We start from the raw sequence: 14,887 nt of genomic DNA, 5'->3' as shown, positions 1-14,887 counted from the left end.
AGAGCTCAGATGCGCGCGGCGCCAAGCAGTTCGTCGACGAGGGCGCTGCGATCAGCCTGCGCGAGGAAATCCTCATTCGCGCGCAGCAGGTTCATTCTCAGGAAGTTGAAAATGTAATCGTAGTCGTTGGTCAGGAGATTGGGGTGGATCGGGACCATCTCGAAAACCGTTCGCGCCAGCGGCTCGGGGATTTCGCGCACCGGCCGCGGCGGGCCGATCTGCGTGGCGGCGAGGCGCTGACGCGTGAGCTCGGCGGCATCCTCCCAGAAAGTGGCGGGCGAGCCCTCCGGAACGGCATATTTGGAGCAGCTTGCCAGGGCCACCTTTTCCAGCGCCGCCGGCAGGCCTCGCTGGCGCAGGCCGGCAGGTCCGCGCAACGCGCCCTCCACCATTTCCGCCACCATGGCGTAGCACGCGGGGTAGGCGCGCCAGCGTGAATGGTTCAGCGCCGCCTGGAATTCCTTTTCGCTGAACAGCTTCTGCCAGTAGACCCCCGCCCGGACGCGGCAGAACTCGACGATGCTTTTCTGTGCCAGGAAAGCGGCACGCGAATCCATGAAGTCAGCCAGTTCGCCGACGCTGCCGATCGGCTGCGGCTTGCGCAGGAACTCGGGCAACAAATCGTTCAGCAGGCCCATGGCGCTCTCCCTTCGGTTTTGTTTCCAACCGATGCTAACCGTTTAGCCTCCGCGATGCCGCACCGCCAGTCCTCTTACCGGTTCAAGTCCTGTCACCGATTCTAAAGTCGTATGAACAGCAGCGACAAAAAGTGATACTCCTACAAAGTTACGGTCGGCTGATTCTATACCTGGCCGCAACATCTGCCGGAGGGCTTCCGCGTCAGCGGAAGAGGCAAGCTTTAAACGGCGCCTTGCGCTCGAGACGGTTCGCAAGCTGCCAACCAAGGGAGGGTTCAACGCTATGGCGACGCCAGACCGCGTAAGTTATTGGAACAAGACCAAGAGCCTCATGTTCGTCATGCTGGGCCTGTGGGTGTTCTTCGGTTACGTCATCCACATGTTCGTGGAGCAACTCAACACCATCGTCATTTTTGGCTTTCCGCTCGGCTTCTACATGGCCGCTCAGGGCTCGCTCATCGCCTTCGTCGTCATGCTGTTCTGGTTCGCACGGCGCCAGAACGCGATCGACGAAGAGCATCATGTCAATGAAGAATGATCGGGGGGACTTCAATGGCTAACACGACAGCGACTACCGCAGGCGGAGGCGATTTCACCTCCAATCTCGGCCGTATCTACGGCATCTACACCGGCGGCTTCATAGCCTTCATCATCCTGATGGCTATCTTGAGCGCCATGGGTGTCGAAAACGTTGTAATCGGCTACCTGTTCATGGGCTTCACCATCGTCATCTATGCGGTGATCGGTGTCCTGAGCCGCACCATGCATGTCGGCGAATATTACGTCGCCGGACGGCGCGTGCCGGCGCTCTACAACGGCATGGCGACCGGCGCCGATTGGATGTCGGCGGCTTCCTTCATCGGTATGGCCGGTTCGCTCTACCTGCTCGGCTATGACGGCCTCGGCTTCGTGCTCGGCTGGACCGGCGGTTACGTGCTGGTGGCCATCCTCGTTGCGCCCTATCTGCGCAAGTTCGGCGCCTACACGGTTCCCGATTTCCTGTCGGCCCGCTATGGCGGCAATCTTGCCCGTCTGATCGGCGTGATCGTTCTGTTCTCCTGCTCGTTCACCTATGTGGTCGCGCAGATTTTCGGCACCGGGCTGATCTCGGCCCGCTTCCTGGGCATCGACTTCAACGTCGCAGTCTATGTCGGCCTGGCCGGCATTCTCGTTTGCTCGATGCTCGGCGGCATGCGCGCCGTCACCTGGACGCAGGTCGCGCAGTACATCGTGCTGATCATCGCCTATCTCATCCCTGTCATCTGGATGTCGACGGTGAAAACCGGCGTGCCGATCCCGCAGTTGATGCAGGGCCAGGCGCTGGCGAACATCACCGCGCTTGAGACGGCGCAGGGCATCACGCTTCATCACATCACGCCATTCGCGCATGGCGGCTATGATGCAAAGAACTTCTTCCTGCTGATCCTCTGCCTGATGGTCGGAACGGCGTCGCTGCCACACGTCCTGATGCGATACTTCACCACCCCCTCGGTGCGTGAGGCGCGCGTCTCGGTCGCCTGGTCGCTGCTGTTCATCTTCATCCTCTACTTCACGGCGCCCGCCTATGCGGCGTTCGCCAAGTGGACGATGCTCGATCTGGTGGCGTCCGGCCTGACGCCTGAAAACATCGCCGAGAAAGCGGGATGGATGATGCGCTGGGCCGCTGCCGACAATACGCTCGTGCAGATCTGCGGCAAAGCGGCGACAGACAGCGCGGCGATCGTCGCGGCCTGCGCCGAAAAGGGCGTGACGGCACTTTCGTTTGCCGACATCAACCTCAACGCCGACATGATCGTGCTAGCCACGCCGGAAATGGCCGGCATGCCTTACGTCATCTCCGGCCTCGTCGCCGCCGGCGGCCTTGCCGCCGCGCTGTCGACGGCGGACGGCCTGCTGCTGGCCATCGCCAACGCGCTCAGCCATGACATCTACTACAAGATGATCGACCAGAACGCGCCGACGTCGCGGCGTCTGATCGTGTCGCGCATCTTGCTGGTTATGGTTGCGGTGCTGGCCGCCTACGTGGCGTCGACCAAGCCGTCGGACATCCTGTCGATGGTGTCGTGGGCGTTCTCGCTTGCAGCCGGCGGGCTCTTCCCAGCCCTGGTGCTCGGCGTCTGGTGGAAGCGGGCCAATTCGGCTGGCGCGGTCGCCGGCATGATCGCGGGCTTCGGCATCACCATCTTCTATCTCGTCATGACGCAGTACGGCGCCGACTTCGACAAGGCGACGCCCAATATGGAACTGTGGTGGGGGGTGAAGAACATTTCGTCGGCGGCCTTTGGTCTGCCGGTGGGCTTCGCCGTGATGATCATCGTCAGCCTTCTCACCAAGGCGCCGTCCCGGGATATGCAGGATTTCATCGAGGAAATCCGTGTGCCGCGCGGCAAGCAGATGATGGAAGAAAAGATTGCCTGATCGCGCATAGCGATCGGCGCTCGAAGCGGGGTCCGGCGACGGACCCCGCTTTCATTTCGGGGGCGTCGCTGGCATAACGCGGCGGCGCCGTTCTTGGAAAATCCCACATGAACGATTTCTGGTCCTACTGGTATTTTCACATACCGAATTTCATTCTCGCCGCGGTGATGTACACGCTGATGGGGCGTCTCCTGCTCGGCCTCTTCGTGCCCGAAAGCTGGGACAATTACATCTGGCGCTTCTTCAAGTCCGTCACGGATCCGCTCCTGCGGATCGTGCGGACCGTCACACCGTCGATCCTGACCCAGCCGGTGGTGATCGTCTTCAGCGTGCTCTGGCTTATGGCCTTGCGCATCGGCTATCTCGTCTTGCTGGTCAATTTCGGCATCGCGCCGATGGCTTCTCAAGGGGGTTGAGGCAATGGACAGAAACGCTCTTGTCCCGGTCATGGCGGTCGCCATCGTCAACGGTATCTTTTCGCCGTGGGTGCTGATGGTGTTCCTGTTCTATCCGGTCTGGTATCCGGCCTGGGCGCCTCCCTTAAGCCAGATCGTCTATATGGCAAGTGCGCTGATCCTGTCGACGATAACCATCATGCTCGCCGGCGTGCCGGCCGCGCTCTATGAGCGCTGGTCCGCACAGCCCAGGAGCATTATCGTCTCGTCTATCTGGCTCGCCGGCACGGTTTTGTTGACGTTGCCGGCGCTGCCGAATGTGATGCGAGCGCTAGGCGGCTGAGATTTCCTTCGGCTCGGGCCGGATCAACCGGCTTTCAACCAGCGGGCCGCGGCCGTGTCCTCTGGCCGCGCGTTGAACGCTGAAGGGGAAGCGGGGTTCCGGCCACGGCCATATTGTCGTGGTGTACAGTTCATGACCCTCTTGAAGGCCGTGCTGAAGGCGCTTTCGGATTCGTAGCCGAGCGACAGGGCAATAATGGAAATGGGGTCGCTGGAATTCGCCAGCCTGTCTCCCGCCAGCAGCATTCGCCAATTGGTCAGGTACTCCATCGGTGACGTCCCAACCATCGCCTTGAACTTCAGGGCAAAGGTCGATCGCGACATGCCGGCACGTGACGCCAGCTCCTGCAACGTCCAGCGGTGCGCCGGATCGTCATGGATGGCGTTGATCGCTGCAGCCATCTGTTTATCTGCCAGGGCGAAAAACCATCCAACGCCTCCCAGCCCTTCCGCCAGATGCAGGCGCAGGGCCTGGACCAACATCATGTGGGCGAGGTGTTGCGCGACCAGAAAGCCGCCCGGCTGCGGCTCGTGCAGTTCCTGCATCATCCGCTCCACCGACCAGCGCAGCGCCGCCTGATCGGTTTCTTTCCGGATATGGACGATGGGCGGCAGCATGCCAAACAGCATGCCGGCATGACTGCCGGTCACGGCGAAGCGGCTACCGACAAGAAAGAAATCACCACCACCATTATACGTCACGACGCCGCCAGCCCGCGCGGGAGGAAAAATCGTGCCGGCTCCGACAGGCGTCAAAGTCATATCGCTTGCGAGACGGAAAGGCCGCCCGCTCGGCAGCACGAAGCAGTCCCCCTTCTCCAGCCGCACCGCATCGGCAACGCCTTCCACTGATAGCCAGCACCCGCCGGAAACCACAGCGTAGCATTTGATAAGTTCGTGCTGGTCGGAGAACTGGATCGACCAGTTTCCACCCGCGTCGAAGCCGGCGGATACATAACTGCGTGGCTTTAGCAGCGACAGCACATCTGAAAGCGGATCCATGGGCGTCCCGGACGATTGCGAAGATAATACGGACTTTACAGCATAGATCGCATTTCCTCAACAGGCTATTTAATAACAACGTCTCCGGTAATGGACAACATCTGAGATAATAATCAATATCATCGAAATATTTATGATGTCATAGCCATAGATATCACAGAAACTCTACGAACAAGACGGATAAAGTTGCCATAATCACTGGAAGAAATCAGATGATCGCGCCAGTTAAGGGAAAATAGCCATGATAGCGTTCACGATCAATGGACGGGCGGTGGATCTCCCCGCCGCGCCAGATACGCCGCTTCTATGGGTGATACGGGAGCATCTGAAGCTCACCGGCACCAAATTCGGCTGCGGCATCGCGCAATGTGGCGCCTGCACCGTTCACGTCGACGGCGAGCCGACGCGCTCCTGCGTGACCATGCTTCAGGACGTGGCCGGAATGGAGGTGACGACGATCGAAGGCCTGTCGCCGGATGCCAGCCATCGGCTGCAGCAGGCCTGGATCACTGAGCAGGTGCCGCAATGCGGCTATTGCCAGTCCGGGCAGATCATGCAGGCCGCGGCGCTCCTCAAGAGCAACCCCAACCCCACCCGCGACCAGATCGTCGAACACATGGACGGCAACATCTGCCGCTGCGGAACCTATGTGCGCATCATCAGCGCCATTCAGCGCGCCGCACGGGAGGCCTGAGCCATGACCAAAAGATTGCAGCCGCACACCAGAGCGCTCTCGCGGCGCAGCTTCCTCATCACGGTCGGCGCCACCGGCATCGCAGTTGCGTTCGGAGGCCTGCTCCAGGACGCCTCAGGCGCCAGCGTGGCGCCGACGGTCGAGGGCAGTTACCGGCCGAACGCTTGGCTGACCATCGCGGCCGACGGCACCGTGACCATCATGTCACCCGCATCCGAGATGGGGCAGGGCATCATGACGACACTGCCGCTGCTCATCGCCGAGGACATGGACGCCGATTGGCACAAGGTTCGCATCGTCCAGGCTCCGTCCGACGCAGAGAAGTACGGCAACCCTGGCTTTTACGGCGTACAGCTCACCGGTGGCAGTGAATCCACGCGGGGCTATTACAATATGCTGCGCCTAGTCGGCGCCCAGACCCGCAAGATCATCCTGGCAAGTGCCGCCGCCATGCTGAACGTTCCGGTGAGCGAACTCACGACGGAGCCCAACCGGGTCGTGCACGCGCGGTCGGGCCGCTCGCTCGACTACGGCGAAGTCGCCGCGGCCGGGGCCCTTCCGGATCCGCTGCCGCAGGCGACCGATGCCGATCTGAAGCCGAGCGATCAGTGGCGCTATATCGGAAAGCTGACGGTACCGCGTGTCGACGTGCCCTCGAAGGTCGACGGCACCGCAATCTTCGGCATCGACGTGCAGCTTCCTGACATGCTGTACGGAGCGGTGCTGCGGGCGCCGGTTCAAGGCGAACAGCCGGAAACCATCGACGATGCCGAAGCCAAAGCCGTGCCGGGCATCACGCATATCCTGCCGTTGCCTTACGGCGTCGGCATCATCGGCGAAACGGTCGAGGCGACGAAGCGGGCCAAGGATCTGCTCAAAATCGTGTGGACCACGTCGTCGCGGATCCGCAGCTACACCAGCGATCGGCTGTTGGAAGAGTATCGCCGCATTGGCCGCGACCTCGCCCAAACCGGTGTTAGCGCTGCCGCGGAGGGCGATGCACAGACCGCGATCTCGAAGGCTGCAACTCTCATCGAGGTCGATTACATGAGCGACCATGTTCACCATGCGACCATGGAGCCGATGAACGCCACGGCGCTGGTGACCGGCGATACGGTTGAAATCTGGGCGCCGACGCAAGGCCCAACGGGCACCCAGGGCTTTGCCGCGGAGGTGGCCGGCACCACCCCTGACAAGGTGAAGGTGAACACCACCCTGCTCGGTGGCGGCTTTGGCCGCAAAGCCGAGGCCGATTTCATCATCGATGCAGTGTCGCTTGCCAAGGCGGTGCAAGGCCGCCCGGTCAAGGTCATCTGGAGCCGCGAAGATGACGTCCAGCATGGCAAGTACCGGCCGCTCGAGGCGCAGCATGTGCAGGTCGGGCTCGACGCCGACGGCAACATCGTCGGCTGGCGGCACCGCATCGTGGCGGATTCCATTTTTGCCCGCACGATGCCGCAGCTGTTCGAGAGCGAAGGCGGTCACGACAGTGTGGTGACCGAGGGCGCGCATTTCAACTATGCCGTCCCTGCGCATCAGATCGAGTATATCCGTAGGGATAACGGCCTTGATATCGGCTTCTGGTTCGGGGTCGGCGTTGGCTACACCAGGTTCGGCATCGAATGCGTCATCGACGAAATCGCCACCGCCAAGGGGGTCGATCCTGTGACGCTTCGGCTGGAGCTCCTGAAAGACCAGCCGCGGGCGCGCAAGGTCATCGAGACCGTCGCCCAGATGGCCGAATGGGACCGCCAACGCGACGGGCGGGCGCTGGGCATCGCCTATTCCGATGCCTTTGGCTCCCACTGCGCTGAGATCGCCGAGGTCTCGCTTGACCGCGAGACCGGCGAGATCCGCGTGCACACCGTGTGGTGCGCTGTCGATCCGGGAATAGCGGTACAGCCGCGCAACATCGAAGCGCTGATGATTACCGGGATCACAGGCGGCGCCAGCCATGCGTTGTTCGAGCAGATCAACATCGTCGATGGCGAGGTGCAGGAATCGAACTTCGACACCTATCGGGTGATACGCATGTCCGAGGCGCCCGACATCAAGGTCACCGTGATTCCAACGCCCGAGAATCCGATCGGAGGCGTCGGCCAGGTCGGGCTGCCGCCGATCGGTCCCGCAATCGCCAACGCGGTGGCGCGGCTCACCGGCGGCGTGCGGCTCCGGCACTATCCGTTCCTGCCGGAGCGGGTGCTGGCGGCGCTCAACGCCTGAATTGGAGGTGCTCCCCCTCGCCTCGTTGCGCTCATCGCGGTCGTCTGGATGACTCAGGCGACCGCCATCGGCCGGTGAATGCGAAGGCCATCTATCCCGTCGATCGCGAAATGCGGTCACGGCACGAAGTCAGAGATTCATATGATCGTCGTCACCGCACCCACAGGCAGCATCGGCCACCAGGTCCTCGAGAACCTCCTCGGCAGCGGCGAACCTATCCGCGTGATCGCGCGCGACCCCTCCCGTCTGTCCTCGCACACCCGGCAGCGCGTCGAGGTCGTGCAGGGGTCGCAGGGCGACATCGGCGTCGTCAACGAGGCGTTCGCTGGTGCCGACGCCGTGTTCTGGCTGGTGCCCCCAAACGTCCACGCCGAGAACGTCGAGGCAGCCTATGTGGATTTCAGCCGACCGGCATGCGACGCAATCAAGAGCCAGGGAGTGAAACGGGTGGTCGCGGTGTCGGCCCTTGGTCGCGGGACGGCGGTAGCCGGGAAGGCCGGACATGTGTCGGCGTCGCTGGCAATGGACGATCTGATTGCGAGCACGGGCGTGAGCTACCGGGCGCTGACGATGCCTTCGTTCATGGACAACATCCTGCGCCAGGTGGTGCCGATCAGGAACCAGGGCATGTTCTTTTGGCCAATCCCCGGGAACCGCAAGCTCCCTGCCTGCGCCACCCGCGACATCGCCGCTGCCGCCGCCAAGCTGCTGCTCGACCCCACCTGGAGCGGACAAGACTGTGTCCCGATCCTCGGCCCAGAGGACCTGTCCTTCAACGACATGGCGCAGATCATGTCGCAGGTGCTGGGAAAAACAGTGCGCTTTGAGCAGATCTCCTTCGAGGCATTCAGAGCAGGTTTCATCGAACGCGGCGCCTCCGAGGCTTTCGCGCAGGCCATGGTCGACATGCTGGAGGCCAAGAACGAAGACCTCGATACCGCCGAGCCGCGTACTCCTGAGTCCACCACACCCACCAGCTTCCGCCAATGGTGCGAGGAAGTATTGAAGCCCGCAGTCGCCAGCTAAGGACCCGGCATTTCGCCTGGCTGTCAGCGTTCTTCCCGGCGAAACGGTTTGAGCAACGCCGAAGGAGCGACTGCGTTGCGCGACATCACCGCCATGGCGACGATGGTGAAGATGAAGGGCAGCATCAGGAATGCCTCATAGGGAATGTGGCCGAGCCCGCTCGCCTGCATGCGCAGCTGCAAGGCGTCGACGAAGGCGAATAGCAGTGCCGCTCCCGCCGAACGCCAGGGGTCCCAGCGGCCGAAGACGACGAGCGCGATCGCCACCCAGCCACGCCCTGAAACGAGGCCGAAGGTGAAGGCGTTGAACTGCACCATCGACAGGAAGGCGCCAGCCAGCCCCATCAAGGCGCCGCCGAGAATGACTGCCTGGAAGCGTGTCGCAATGACGCTGACGCCGGCCGAGTCGGCGGCGCGCGGATTTTCGCCGACCATGCGCACCGACAGGCCCCACGGCGTGCGGTAGAGCACGAAGGCAGCCAGCGGAACGGCAAGGATCGCCATGTAGACCAGCGAAAACTGGTTGAACACCGCTGGTCCGAGCACCGGGATGTCGGAGAGAACAGGAATCGGCAGGGTTTCGAAACTCTTGATGCTGAGCGGCACCGATTGCTGGCCGAAGATCAGCCGGTAGAGGAAATAGGCAAGCCCCGATGAGAACAGTGTCACGCCGATGCCGCAGACATGCTGGCTGAGGCCGAGAGCCACCGTAAACAGCGCATGCACGGCACCCATCAGCGCACCGGTGACAACTGCCGCAAGCACGCCGAGCCAAAGGCTGCCGCTGAGGCTGGTCGCGGTAAAGCCGGTCATCGCCGACAACAGCATGATGCCTTCGATACCGAGATTGAGCACGCCGGCCCGCTCGGAGAACATCTCGCCCAACGTCGCAAAAGCCAAAGGCGTGGCGATGCGGATGATGGCGGCGAGGAAGCCGACCTGAAAGATCTGTTCGAGTACCACGCTCATGGTGCGGCTCCGACGCGGCGGATGCGGTAGGCGGTGAACAGCAGTGCCACCAGCATGGCAAGCAGCGCGGTTCCCTGGATGACGTCGCTGAGGAAGGCCGGAACGCCGGTGGCCCGCGACATCGCCTCGGCACCGGTCATGACGGCGGCGAGGAAGAGCGCCGCCGGTACCACGCCAAGAGGGTTGAGCCTCGCCAGCATGGCGACGACGATGCCGGAATAGCCATAGCCCGGCGAGATGTCGCTCATCACCTGGAAATGCACGCCGCCGACCTCGCCGACGCCGGCAAGGCCGGCGAGCGCACCGGACAGCAGCGCTGTCGAGATCAGCACGCGCTCGACATGGATGCCGCCATAACGCGCAGCTTCGGGATTCTCGCCGACGACCCTGATCCTGAAGCCGAGCGTGGTACGCATGATCAGAAACCAGATGACCGGCGCAGCAAGGAACGCCGCCACGACGCCAAGATGCAGCCGCGTGCCTTCGAGCAGCGCCGGGAAATTCGCTGAATCCTCGATCGGCGGCGAGATCGGGTAGCCGCTGAAACTGTCTTTCCACGGGCCTTCGATCAGCGCCATCAGGGCATAGAAGATGACCGAGTTGAGCAGCAGCGAGCTGACCACGTCATCGACCCTGAATTTTACGCGCAGCGTTGCGGGGATAAGCGCAACTGCCGCGCCGGCAGCTGCACCCGCCACCGCCATGAGAAGCATAGCGAGCGGCCCCGGCATCGGAATGGCGCCAACCGCGCAGCTCGCCACCGCGCCGGCAAGCAACTGCCCCTCGGCGCCGATATTCCAGAATTTGGCGCGGAAGGCGACGGCGACGGCAAGCCCGGTGAAGATCATCGGTGTTGCACGCACCAGCGTTTCGGTGATTGCGTAGCTGTCGCCGAGCGACGCCGAAAACATCACGCCGTAGGCCTCGATCACGCCGGCGCCGGCCAGTGCGATCAGACCGCTGCATAGCACCAGTGCTGCCCCGATCGCCAGCAGCGGCAGAGCGAGATTGAACCAGGCGGGCGTGCTGGTGCGGGCTTCCAAGCGGAACATCAGCCGTGACCCTCCGCCCCGGTCATCATCAGGCCGAGCCGCGCGATGGTGGCGTCGGCGCTGGCGAGCGTGCCGACGATGCGTCCCTCGTACATCACCGCGATGCGGTCGCAGAGCATGAGCAGTTCTTCGAGATCCTCGCCGATGACGATGATGCCGCAGCCCTTGGCACGCATGTCGAGGAACTTTTCGTGAATGAACCGGGCCGCGCCGATGTCGAGACCGCGCGTCGGCTGCGAGACGATCAGCACCTTAGGGTCGAAGGCGAGCTCGCGCGCCAGCAGCGCCTTTTGCAGATTGCCGCCGGACAGCGCGCCGGCCCGCGTCATCGGCCCGGGGCAGCGTATGTCATAGGCCTTGATCTGCGCCTCGGCGAAGGCGCGGATCGCGTCGGGCCTGAGCAAGCCGTTGCGGCTAAATGCCCCCGTGCCGATGCGCGGCAGCACCATCGAATCGGCGAGCGGCAGATTGGTGACCAGCCCGGTCGTCATCCGGTCTTCCGGGATGCGCCCGAGACCGAGCGCCTGCACCTCGCGCGGCGAGAACCGCGAGACCATTTTGCCGGCTATCGTCATTTGCCCGGCGTCGGGCGCACGAATGCCGGAGATCACCTCCGCCAGCGCCCGCTGGCCATTGCCCGAGACACCGGCAATGCCAAGGATCTCACCGGCACGCACAGCAAGCGACACGTCGCGCAGCGCCATGCCGGAATGGCGCGACGTCGAGATGCCGTCCAGGGTCAGCACCGCGGCACCCGGCTTCGATGGTCCCCTGGCCGGCGGAACGATCTCGTGGCCGCACATCAGCCGCGCCATTTCCGAGGACGTCGTGCTGGCAGGCGCGTCGACGCGACCGGCAACGCGGCCATGCCGCAGCACGACGCAGCGGTGGGTCAGGGCCCGGACCTCGTTGAGCTTGTGCGAGATGAAGATGATGCCGAGGCCCTGGGCCGCCATCGACCGCAGCGCCGAAAACAGTCCGTCAACCTCGGTTGGCGCCAGCACCGCCGTCGGCTCGTCGAGGATCAGCAGCCTTGCGCCACGAAACAGCGCCTTAACGATTTCGAGCCGCTGCTGCTCGCCAACCGACAATGCCGAGACCGGAAGGTCCGGATCGAGCGTGAGCCCGTGCTGCCGGCCGATCTCGCCCAACCGCGCCAGCCCGCCGGCCTGATCGATGCGGCCCGACTTTCCGGGAATGCCGATCAGCAGGTTTTCCAGCACCGAAAGCCGCGGTGCGAGATGAAAATGCTGGTGCACCATGCCGATGCCGGCCGCAAGCGCATCGGCCGAGCTGTTTATCGTCACCGGCCGGCCCTGAACCAGGATGTCGCCGGCGTCCGGCGCATAGGCGCCGAACAGAATGTTCATAAGCGTTGTCTTGCCGGCGCCATTTTCGCCGAGCAGCCCAAGAATCTCGCCGGGCGCTACGCTCAGATCGACGGCCTCGTTCGCCTTGACGGCGCCGAAGCTCTTGGAGATGCCGCGCATTTCGATGAGAGGGGCGAGCAAGATGGGGCTCCCGGTGAGAGATGGCGCGGATACCCTCCCCCTTGAGGGGAGGGTGCCGAGCCAAGCGAGGCGGGAGGGGTCGCCTCAACCGCCTCGACATTTGACTGAGAAGATGGAGCGCGTCGCAGCGGACCCCACCCGGCCCTGCGGGCCACCCTCCCCTCAAGGGGGAGGGGTAGGTCGCTCTAATCCGAAACCGGCGTGTTCTCATCGACATCGACGCGGAAATTGCCGTCTAGAATCTCGGCCTTCTTCTTCTCGACCAACTCCTTGACGTCGGCGGGCAGCGTCTCTTCGAACTTGTGGTAGGGCGCCAGGGAAGAACCACCCTTGGCCATGCGCGAGAAATCGCCGTAATCCTGCGCGGTGAAGACCCCCGCCTTGACCAGCTTGATCGCTTGCTGGACCGTCGGATACATGTCCCAGACAGGGCCGGTGATCACCGTATCGGGGCCGAGGCTCGACTGGTCGGACATGTTGGAGATGGCGAGGATCTTCTTCTCGACCGCCGCTTCGATGACGCCGAAGCGTTCGGCATAGATCACGTCGACGCCGGCATCGATCTGGGCGATCGCCGCTTCCTTTGCTTTCGGCGGGTCGAAGAAGGAGCCGATGAAAGCGACCTTCCTCTTGATATTAGGATTGACCTCCCGGGCGCCGGCAAAGAAGGCGTTGACCAGCCGGTTGACCTCGGGAATGCCCATTGCCGCGACGGCGCCGATCGTGCCTGATTTGGACATCTTCCCGGCGATCAGGCCGGAGAGATAGGCAGGCTCGTGGATCCAGTTGTCGAAGACTGCGAAATTCGGCTCAGCCGGTCCGGCGCCGGAGCCGAACAGGAAGGCGACCTTCGGAAACTGCTTGGCGGTTCGGCGGGATTCGCGCTCGGCGGCGAAAGCATCGCCGAGAACCAGCTCATAGCCCCCTTGCGCATACTCGCGCATGACACGGCTGAAATCGGCCGATTGCACCTTCTCCGACCATTTGTACTCGATGCCGAGTTCCTTCTCGGCCCTCTGCAGGGCGACATGGATCTGGTGGTCCCATGGCTCTTCGATCGGCGTGGCGAAGATCGCCGCCACCTTCAGTTTCTTGTCCTGCGCCAGGGCACTGCCCGGTAGCATGGCTGCTGCCAGGCCAAGCGCACCCAGTTCCAGCACATTGCGTCGCGAAAGCCCTTCGCGTGTCGATCGGATTTTGCTCTTCCCATTTACCATTGCATGCCCCTCTGATTAACGCCGTGTCGAGCCGGCTGTTTCTTTGAATTATCAGCGAGGGAACTATGGAACGGCGTCCGACCTTTGTCCACATGGTCAAATTTGTCGGGAAGCTGCAGCTGGCCGCTCGTCGTGGCAAACCGCGGCCGGCGCTTGATCTTGTTTTATAGACTCTCCAGCGCCACGGCGATGCCTTGGCCGACGCCGATGCACATGGTGGCGAGCGCATAGCGGCCGCCGCGTTCGCGAAGTTCCAGCGCCGCGGTGCCCGATATGCGCGCACCCGACATGCCGAGCGGGTGGCCAAGTGCAATGGCGCCGCCATTGGGATTGACGTGCTCCGTGTCCTCGGCAATGCCGAGCTGGCGAAGCACGGCGATGCCCTGGGAGGCAAAGGCTTCGTTGAGTTCGATGACGTCGAAATCTGTTGGCTTCAGACCGAGCCGGGCACACAGCTTCTGCGTCGCCGGCACGGGGCCGATGCCCATGATGCGCGGGGCCACGCCGGCGGCCGCACCGCCGAGGATGCGGGCGATCGGCGTCAGGCCGTATTTCTTCACGGCGGCTTCCGAGGCGACGATCAGCGCCGCGGCACCGTCATTGACGCCCGACGCATTGCCGGCCGTGACCGTGCCGCCTTGCCGGAACGGCGTCGGCAATTTAGCCAGGGCTTCGATGGTCGTGCCCGCGCGGGGATGTTCATCTTTTTCCACAACGACCGGGTCGCCCTTGCGCTGCGGGATCGTCACCGGGGTGATTTCCTTCGCCAGCCGGCCGCTGGCTTGCGCGGCGACCGCCTTGTCTTGGCTGCGCACGGCAAAGGCATCCTGGTCCGCGCGGGAGACGGCGAACTCTTCGGCGACGTTCTCGCCGGTCTCCGGCATCGAATCGACGCCGTACTGTTTCCTCATCAGCGGATTGACGAAACGCCAGCCGATGGTGGTGTCGTGGATCTCGGCATTGCGCGAAAACGCCGTCTCCGCCTTGGGCATGACGAAGGGCGCGCGGGACATCGATTCGACGCCGCCCGCTATCATCAGCTCCGCCTCGCCCGCCTTGATGGCGCGCGCGGCGATGATGACGGCATCCATGCCCGAACCGCAGAGGCGATTGACGGTCGAGCCGGAAACCTCCTTGGGCAGGCCGGCGAGCAACAGCGCCATGCGCGCCACGTTGCGATTGTCTTCGCCGGCCTGGTTGGCGCAGCCATAGACGACGTCGTCGATATCGGCCCAGTCGACGCCGGGATTGCGCCCGACCAGCGCTCTCAGGGGGATCGCACCAAGATCGTCGGCGCGGACCGCCGCCAATTGCCCGCCGAAGCGTCCGATCGGCGTGCGGATGTAGTCGCAGATGTAGGCTTCGGCCATCGATGCAGCTTTCTCTTTTGCGTTCGCATGA

General features: G+C 63.3%; 14 protein-coding genes. 7 read left to right on the top strand and 7 right to left on the bottom strand.

Annotated elements, in window-relative coordinates:
* Positions 1 to 5: 5 nt before the first annotated feature.
* Positions 6 to 638, bottom strand: coding sequence for a hypothetical protein (locus NKH73_RS04865; protein ID WP_352928623.1), 633 nt, complete (start codon positions 636 to 638; stop codon positions 6 to 8).
* 283 nt (positions 639 to 921) lie between these two features.
* On the opposite strand from NKH73_RS04865, the gene NKH73_RS04860 reads away from it, so the two are divergent.
* From NKH73_RS04860 to NKH73_RS04845, 4 genes are all read left to right on the top strand, one after another.
* Positions 922 to 1,176: a DUF4212 domain-containing protein gene (locus NKH73_RS04860; protein WP_095484984.1), complete on the top strand. Its 255-nt coding sequence runs from the start codon at positions 922 to 924 to the stop codon at positions 1,174 to 1,176.
* A gap of 14 nt (positions 1,177 to 1,190) precedes the next feature.
* Positions 1,191 to 3,056, top strand: a complete 1,866-nt coding sequence (locus tag NKH73_RS04855; protein WP_352928620.1) for a sodium:solute symporter family protein — start codon at positions 1,191 to 1,193, stop codon at positions 3,054 to 3,056.
* Between the two features lie 107 nt (positions 3,057 to 3,163).
* On the top strand, positions 3,164 to 3,472 hold the full coding sequence (locus NKH73_RS04850; RefSeq protein ID WP_352928618.1) for a YggT family protein: 309 nt from the start codon (positions 3,164 to 3,166) through the stop codon (positions 3,470 to 3,472).
* 4 nt (positions 3,473 to 3,476) lie between these two features.
* Entirely contained in the window at positions 3,477 to 3,794 is a 318-nt protein-coding gene (locus tag NKH73_RS04845) for a hypothetical protein (protein WP_352928616.1), read from the top strand.
* Between the two features lie 23 nt (positions 3,795 to 3,817).
* Here the strand turns inward: NKH73_RS04845 and NKH73_RS04840 are convergent, their stop codons facing one another.
* The gene (locus tag NKH73_RS04840) at positions 3,818 to 4,795 is read right to left on the bottom strand and encodes an AraC family transcriptional regulator (protein WP_352928614.1); all 978 of its coding nucleotides are present in this window, start codon (positions 4,793 to 4,795) and stop codon (positions 3,818 to 3,820) included.
* A 241-nt stretch (positions 4,796 to 5,036) separates the two neighbouring features.
* Between NKH73_RS04840 and NKH73_RS04835 the strand changes: the two genes are divergently transcribed.
* The 3 genes from NKH73_RS04835 to NKH73_RS04825 all read left to right on the top strand — a co-directional run bounded on the left by NKH73_RS04835 (position 5,037) and on the right by NKH73_RS04825 (position 8,738).
* Positions 5,037 to 5,489, top strand: coding sequence for a (2Fe-2S)-binding protein (locus tag NKH73_RS04835; RefSeq protein ID WP_352928612.1), 453 nt, complete (start codon positions 5,037 to 5,039; stop codon positions 5,487 to 5,489).
* Positions 5,490 to 5,492: 3 nt separating this feature from the next.
* Entirely contained in the window at positions 5,493 to 7,712 is a 2,220-nt protein-coding gene (locus NKH73_RS04830) for a xanthine dehydrogenase family protein molybdopterin-binding subunit (protein ID WP_352928611.1), read from the top strand.
* 141 nt (positions 7,713 to 7,853) lie between these two features.
* Positions 7,854 to 8,738, top strand: coding sequence for an NmrA family NAD(P)-binding protein (locus NKH73_RS04825; protein WP_352928609.1), 885 nt, complete (start codon positions 7,854 to 7,856; stop codon positions 8,736 to 8,738).
* A gap of 23 nt (positions 8,739 to 8,761) precedes the next feature.
* Here the strand turns inward: NKH73_RS04825 and NKH73_RS04820 are convergent, their stop codons facing one another.
* The 5 genes from NKH73_RS04820 to pcaF all read right to left on the bottom strand — a co-directional run bounded on the left by NKH73_RS04820 (position 8,762) and on the right by pcaF (position 14,856).
* Positions 8,762 to 9,706 carry an ABC transporter permease gene (locus NKH73_RS04820; protein WP_352928607.1) on the bottom strand — a complete coding sequence of 315 codons (945 nt, stop codon included), beginning with the start codon at positions 9,704 to 9,706 and terminating at the stop codon, positions 8,762 to 8,764.
* A complete protein-coding gene (locus NKH73_RS04815) occupies positions 9,703 to 10,758 on the bottom strand; it encodes an ABC transporter permease (protein WP_352928605.1) in 1,056 nt (351 codons plus the stop codon). Before NKH73_RS04815 ends, NKH73_RS04820 begins: the two co-directional genes overlap by 4 nt.
* Entirely contained in the window at positions 10,758 to 12,269 is a 1,512-nt protein-coding gene (locus NKH73_RS04810; RefSeq protein ID WP_352928603.1) for an ABC transporter ATP-binding protein, read from the bottom strand. The genes NKH73_RS04815 and NKH73_RS04810 overlap by 1 nt, the downstream gene beginning before the upstream one ends.
* Positions 12,270 to 12,454: 185 nt before the next feature.
* Positions 12,455 to 13,486 (bottom strand): BMP family protein, encoded by a 1,032-nt coding sequence (locus NKH73_RS04805; protein ID WP_352928601.1) that lies wholly within the window; start codon positions 13,484 to 13,486, stop codon positions 12,455 to 12,457.
* 164 nt (positions 13,487 to 13,650) lie between these two features.
* A complete protein-coding gene (gene pcaF / locus NKH73_RS04800) occupies positions 13,651 to 14,856 on the bottom strand; it encodes a 3-oxoadipyl-CoA thiolase (RefSeq protein WP_352928599.1) in 1,206 nt (401 codons plus the stop codon).
* Positions 14,857 to 14,887 lie beyond the last annotated feature (31 nt).

It is taken from the genome of Mesorhizobium sp. M0938 (genome assembly GCF_040319125.1).
Lineage (GTDB): Bacteria > Pseudomonadota > Alphaproteobacteria > Rhizobiales > Rhizobiaceae > Mesorhizobium > Mesorhizobium robiniae.
This window is presented reverse-complemented; position numbering and strand designations above follow the sequence as displayed.

Excerpts from the sequence above, each read along its gene's own strand:
- NKH73_RS04865 (WP_352928623.1), bottom strand. The coding sequence starts at position 638 with ATGGGCCTGCTGAACGATTTGTTGCCCGAGTTCCTGCGCAAGCCGCAG.
- NKH73_RS04860 (WP_095484984.1), top strand. The coding sequence starts at position 922 with ATGGCGACGCCAGACCGCGTAAGTTATTGGAACAAGACCAAGAGCCTC.
- NKH73_RS04855 (WP_352928620.1), top strand. The coding sequence starts at position 1,191 with ATGGCTAACACGACAGCGACTACCGCAGGCGGAGGCGATTTCACCTCC.
- NKH73_RS04850 (WP_352928618.1), top strand. The coding sequence starts at position 3,164 with ATGAACGATTTCTGGTCCTACTGGTATTTTCACATACCGAATTTCATT.
- NKH73_RS04845 (WP_352928616.1), top strand. The coding sequence starts at position 3,477 with ATGGACAGAAACGCTCTTGTCCCGGTCATGGCGGTCGCCATCGTCAAC.
- NKH73_RS04840 (WP_352928614.1), bottom strand. The coding sequence starts at position 4,795 with ATGGATCCGCTTTCAGATGTGCTGTCGCTGCTAAAGCCACGCAGTTAT.
- NKH73_RS04835 (WP_352928612.1), top strand. The coding sequence starts at position 5,037 with ATGATAGCGTTCACGATCAATGGACGGGCGGTGGATCTCCCCGCCGCG.
- NKH73_RS04830 (WP_352928611.1), top strand. The coding sequence starts at position 5,493 with ATGACCAAAAGATTGCAGCCGCACACCAGAGCGCTCTCGCGGCGCAGC.
- NKH73_RS04825 (WP_352928609.1), top strand. The coding sequence starts at position 7,854 with ATGATCGTCGTCACCGCACCCACAGGCAGCATCGGCCACCAGGTCCTC.
- NKH73_RS04820 (WP_352928607.1), bottom strand. The coding sequence starts at position 9,706 with ATGAGCGTGGTACTCGAACAGATCTTTCAGGTCGGCTTCCTCGCCGCC.
- NKH73_RS04815 (WP_352928605.1), bottom strand. The coding sequence starts at position 10,758 with ATGTTCCGCTTGGAAGCCCGCACCAGCACGCCCGCCTGGTTCAATCTC.
- NKH73_RS04805 (WP_352928601.1), bottom strand. The coding sequence starts at position 13,486 with ATGGTAAATGGGAAGAGCAAAATCCGATCGACACGCGAAGGGCTTTCG.
- pcaF (WP_352928599.1), bottom strand. The coding sequence starts at position 14,856 with ATGGCCGAAGCCTACATCTGCGACTACATCCGCACGCCGATCGGACGC.